General features: G+C 73.3%; 5 protein-coding genes. 4 read left to right on the plus strand and 1 reads right to left on the minus strand.

The window, feature by feature from the left end; genetic code table 11:
- From OOT08_RS07120 to OOT08_RS07135, 4 genes are all read left to right on the plus strand, one after another.
- On the plus strand, positions 1-920 hold a 920-nt coding region (locus OOT08_RS07120; protein ID WP_325091903.1), incomplete at its 5' end, for an ABC transporter substrate-binding protein.
- 3 nt (positions 921-923) lie between these two features.
- Positions 924-2,663, plus strand: a complete 1,740-nt coding sequence (locus OOT08_RS07125; protein WP_325091904.1) for an ABC transporter permease — start codon at positions 924-926, stop codon at positions 2,661-2,663.
- A gap of 7 nt (positions 2,664-2,670) precedes the next feature.
- The gene (locus OOT08_RS07130) at positions 2,671-3,765 is read left to right on the plus strand and encodes an ABC transporter ATP-binding protein (RefSeq protein WP_325091905.1); all 1,095 of its coding nucleotides are present in this window, start codon (positions 2,671-2,673) and stop codon (positions 3,763-3,765) included.
- Positions 3,765-4,328 carry a histidine phosphatase family protein gene (locus OOT08_RS07135; protein ID WP_325091906.1) on the plus strand — a complete coding sequence of 188 codons (564 nt, stop codon included), beginning with the start codon at positions 3,765-3,767 and terminating at the stop codon, positions 4,326-4,328. The genes OOT08_RS07130 and OOT08_RS07135 overlap by 1 nt, the downstream gene beginning before the upstream one ends.
- Positions 4,329-4,374: 46 nt before the next feature.
- On the opposite strand, the gene OOT08_RS07140 is transcribed toward OOT08_RS07135, so the two are convergent.
- On the minus strand, positions 4,375-4,658 hold a 284-nt coding region (locus tag OOT08_RS07140; protein WP_325091907.1), incomplete at its 5' end, for a pirin-like C-terminal cupin domain-containing protein.

Below are 4,658 nucleotides of genomic sequence, written 5' to 3' on the forward strand. Positions count from 1 at the left end.
TCCTGGAGGCCGCGACCCTGAACCTGTACACCTCTGAGCCGCAGGAAAAGATCGACGAGATCGTCGCCGCGTTCGCCGCGCACCAGCCGAACGTCTCCGTCGAGGTGTTCCGCGCGGGCACCGGCGACCTCACGGCACGCATCGCCGCCGAGGAGAAGGCCGGGGCCATCGGCGCCGATCTGCTGCTCGCCGCCGACGCGGGCACCTTCGAGGGCTACGCCGAGCGCGACCTGCTCCGGGAGTACGTGCCCGCGGACGCCGACAAGCTCGACGAGAACGTACTGGACGCGGAGGGCTTCTACACGGGCACCCGCATCATCCCGACCGTCATTGCCTACAACACCACCGAGATCACCGATCCGCCCAGCTCCTGGGCCGACCTCACGAAGCCGGAGTACTCGGGCAAGCTCGTCATGCCGAACCCGGACGTGTCCGGCGCCGCGGCCTTCAACGCCGCCGTGTGGCTCAACGAGTCGAGCCTGGGCGAGGGCTGGCTGACGGACCTGGCGAAGAACCAGCCCCTGATCGCTGAGAGCAACGGCCCCGTCTCCCAGGCCGTCGCCGAGGGCAGCCAGCCCGTCGGCATCGTCGTGGACTACCTCGTGCGTGACCTGGCCGCCGCAGGCTCCCCCATCGCGGTGTCCTACCCCGAGGAGGGCGTGCCCTACGTCGCCCAGCCCGTCGGGATCTTCGCGAACACGACGGCCCCCGAGGCCGCCGAGGCCTTCGTGGACTTCCTCGTCAGCGAGGAGGGCCAGAAGCTGGCCGTCGAGCAGGCGTACCTGCCCGTCCGCGGCGACGTCGGCACCCCGGAGGGCGCTCCGGAGCTCAGCTCGATCACGATGCTGAACCCCGACCTGGCCCAGATTCGCGCCGAGCAGCCCGCCGCCGTCGAGACCTTCAAGAAGCTGTTCCAGTAACCCATGACCGCCTCCCCCCAGCTGCTCCGCGGGAGCGACGCCGTCCCCGGCGTCGCCCCCGCGGGGCCTCCCCCGCCCCCGGGCCGGACCCCCGGCCCCGCCCCGGCCCCCCGAGGTGCGGCCGCGGGCCGCCCCGGACGCGCCGACGGCGCCACGTTTCTGCGGCTCGGGCTCTGGGCCGCCTGCGCGGCCGCCGTGCTCGTCCCCATCGCGGCGATCATCGTGCTCGCGGTCACCGGCGGGGGCTGGCGGGAGCTCATCAGCCCGGACGTCGCTGAGGCGGCCGGGAACTCGCTCGTATCCGCCGGGGTCTCTGCCCTCGGCGCCGTCCTGATCGGCACCCTGCTCGCGCTCCTCCTGGAGCGCACCGATGTCCCCTTCCGGCGCACCCTCCGCCTGCTGGCGCTCAGCCCCATGCTCGTGCCGCCGTTCGTCGGGGCCATCGCCTGGTTGTCGCTGCTCGGCCCGTCGTCCGGGCTGAACCGGGCCTGGACCGAGGCCTTTGGTGGCCCGCTCTGGAACCTCTACGGCGCAGACGGCGTCATCTTCCTGCTCACCCTGCACAGCTATCCCATCGCGATGCTGATCGTCTCGACCGCGCTGCGCCGCATCCCCGCGGACCTCGAACAGGCCGCGCGGATCTCCGGGGCGAGCGCGCCGATCGCGCTGCTGCAGATCACGGCCCCGCTGTTGCGCCCCGCCGTGCTCTCCGCGTTCACCCTCATCGCCGTCTCGAATCTCGCGGACTTCGGGATCCCCTCCATCATCGGCCTGCCCGATCGCTATGTCACCCTGTCGACCCTCGTCTACCGAACGCTTCAGTCGGGCACCGCCGAGGACCCGCTCGCCGTGGTCGCCGCGATCGGTCTGGTGCTGCTCGTCATCGCCGTGCTGGGCGTGCTCGCGGATCTGTTCCTCGCCAAGAACCGGATCGAGATCGATGCCTCCGCCTCCGCGCCCGAACGGTTGCCCCTTGGCCCGGCCCGGGTGCCCGTGGGGCTGATCAGCGCCGCGGCGATCCTCGCCGTGACGGTGCTGCCCCTCGTGACGCTCACGATCCAGGCGATCCTTCCGGCCCCCGGGGTGCCGCTGCGCTGGGACACCGTGACCCTCTCCAGCATCGAGCGCGCCGTCACCGCGCCGGGAACCGTCACCGGTATCACGAACTCCCTGATGTTGGCGGGCCTCGCCGCGGTCATCTGCGGCGTCCTCGGCCTCGCCGTCGGCACCCTCGTCACCCGAAGCCGCGCCCGCGATAACGGGGCCCTGCTCTCGGTGGCCCTGCTTCCCCAGGCGATCCCGGGGCTCGTCATCGCGGTCGCCTGGCTCGTCATCGCGCCCCGGATCGGCCTCTTTAATACCCCGTGGCTGATCCTCTGCGCCTATGTCACGTCCTTCCTCGCGCTCGTCGTGCAGTCGGTGACGGCCCCGCTCCGCGGGATCCCGCTCTTTGCCGAGGAGGCGGCCCGGGTGTCCGGGGCCGGGCGGTTCCGGGCGCTCATCGACATCTCCTTCCGGATGGCGATTCCGGCGGCGCTGTCGGGGGCCGCCCTCGTCGCCCTCACCGCGGTTCGCGAGCTCACCCTCTCGGTGCTCCTGCTCGCCCCCGGAGCGCAGACGCTCGGCGTCGTCATTTTCAACCTGCAACAGGCGGGTGCCTACAACGCCGCCTCCGCCCTCTCCCTCATCGTCACCCTGATCGGGCTCGCCGGCCTCGGCCTGGCCGCCCGCTCCTCACGTTAGGACTCCCGTGTCAGCCGTCACCCTCGATCACCTCAGCCTGACCTTCCCGGATGGCACCCGGGGCCTGGACGACATCTCACTCGACATCGCGGACGGCGAGTTTGTCGCCCTGCTCGGCCCCTCGGGCTCGGGGAAAACCACGCTGCTGCGCAGCATCGCCGGCTTCCTCGCGCCGACCGCGGGCCGGATCAGCATCGGCGACGCGCTCGTCGCCGAAGCCGGGCGCAGCGTGCCCCCGGAGCGGCGGCACCTGGGCATGGTCTTCCAGCAGCACGCGGTGTGGCCGCACTGGACCGTGGGGAGGAACGTCGATTACCCCCTCCGCCGCCAGGGCGTTGCCCGCGGCGAGCGGGACCGGCGCGTTGCAGAGGTGCTCGAACTCGTGGGCCTGCCCGGCTTCGCGAAGAGAAATCCGGCCACCCTCTCGGGCGGGCAACGCCAGCGGGTGGCCCTCGCCCGGGCACTCGTGGGTGAGCCCCGCGTCCTCCTCCTCGACGAGGCGCTCTCCGCCCTGGACGAGCCGCTGCGTGATCGGCTCCGGCTCGAACTACAGCAGCTCACCCGTCGCTTTGGGCTCACCGTGGTGCATGTCACCCACGACCGGAACGAGGCGCTGGCGCTCGCCGACCGGGTCGTGGTGCTCGACGGTGGCCGTATCCAGCAGGTCGGCTCCCCCGCCGATCTGCTGGAGCGGCCGGCGTCCGCGTTCGTCGCCCGCTTCGTCTCGGACGCGAGCGTGATCCGCGGCCGCCTCTCGGCGCACGGCTTCGCCGCGCACGAGCACCCGCTCGTCGTTCCCCTGGAGCGCTGCTTCTCTGTGGGGGCCGAACAGCAGCCGCCCCGCGGCGGAACCGCGGTTGATCTCTCGGTGCTCCCGGAAGCCGTGCGCCTGATTCGGGACCCGGACGGGCCCGCCGAGGTGGTCTCCTCCCTCTTCGGGCGGGAGGGGAACGATGTCTCCGTATCCTGGGCCGGCCTCACCCTGCGCAGCCGGATCGTCGGCTCCCGCCCCGCGGTCGGGGAGCGCGTGCGCGTCGAGATCGACCGGGGCCTCTGCTCGCTCGGCGTCGACGCCCTCGCCAAGACGAACGTCGCGGCGTAGTGCGGGCCCGCATCGCCCTCGTCCGGCACGGTGAGACCGGGTGGAACCGGGAGCGCCGGATCCAGGGCCGCACCAACCGGCCCCTGACCGCGGCGGGTCGCCGCCAGGCCCGCGTCGCCGCCGAGCGGCTGCTCGCGCTCACCGACGCCGGGGCTGCCCCGGCCTGGGCGGGGATGCTCAGCTCGCCCCTTGACCGGGCCCACGCCACCGCTGAGATCATCGCCGCGATCCTCGGGGTGGGCGGGCCCGCGACGCTCCCGGCGCTGATCGAACGGGACTACGGGGCCGCCGAGGGGCTCCCGGTTGCCGAGGCCGAGGAGCGCTGGCCGGGGCTCGTGGTTCCCGACGCGGAGCCGCTCACGGAGCTGGCCGAGCGGGGGCGGCTCGTCCTCGGCCAGCTGCTCGGCGCGAGCCCCGGCTCGGTTGCGGTGTCGCACGGCGCGCTGTTGCGCGCCGGGCTGAGCGCCATCACGGGTACCGCGGTGCCCCGGCTCGAGAACGGCTCCGTCTGGGTGCTCGACCGGGATGCCGGGGGGCGGTGCCGGGTCGCGCCGCTGGCCTGAGCCCGCGAGTGCTCTCGGCCATCGGGGCGCGCGGCCGAGGGCGTCCTCAGTCCCGGGGCGGTCGGGGCAGGGCCGCCCCCGTCTCCGGGTTCCTGCGGCGGGGCTGCAGGGTGGCCGCGGGCACCGCGGGGGCGCGGAGCGGATCCCCCGCGTAGCCGGGCACCGGCACGAACTGGGGCGCGTCGGGCACGGCCGTGCCGTCCAGGGCGGGCTCGGCGACATCCGCCATCCAGTTCTCCCGCGCGCGGGCCACCTCCTCGTGGCTGCCCCCGATGAAGTTCCAGAACATGACGAAGGGCTCATCGATCGGCGCCCCGCCCAGGAAGATGA

The sequence above is a fragment of the Leucobacter sp. M11 genome, assembly GCF_035726885.1.
In the GTDB taxonomy this organism is placed as follows: Bacteria; Actinomycetota; Actinomycetes; order Actinomycetales; family Microbacteriaceae; genus JAPFRB01.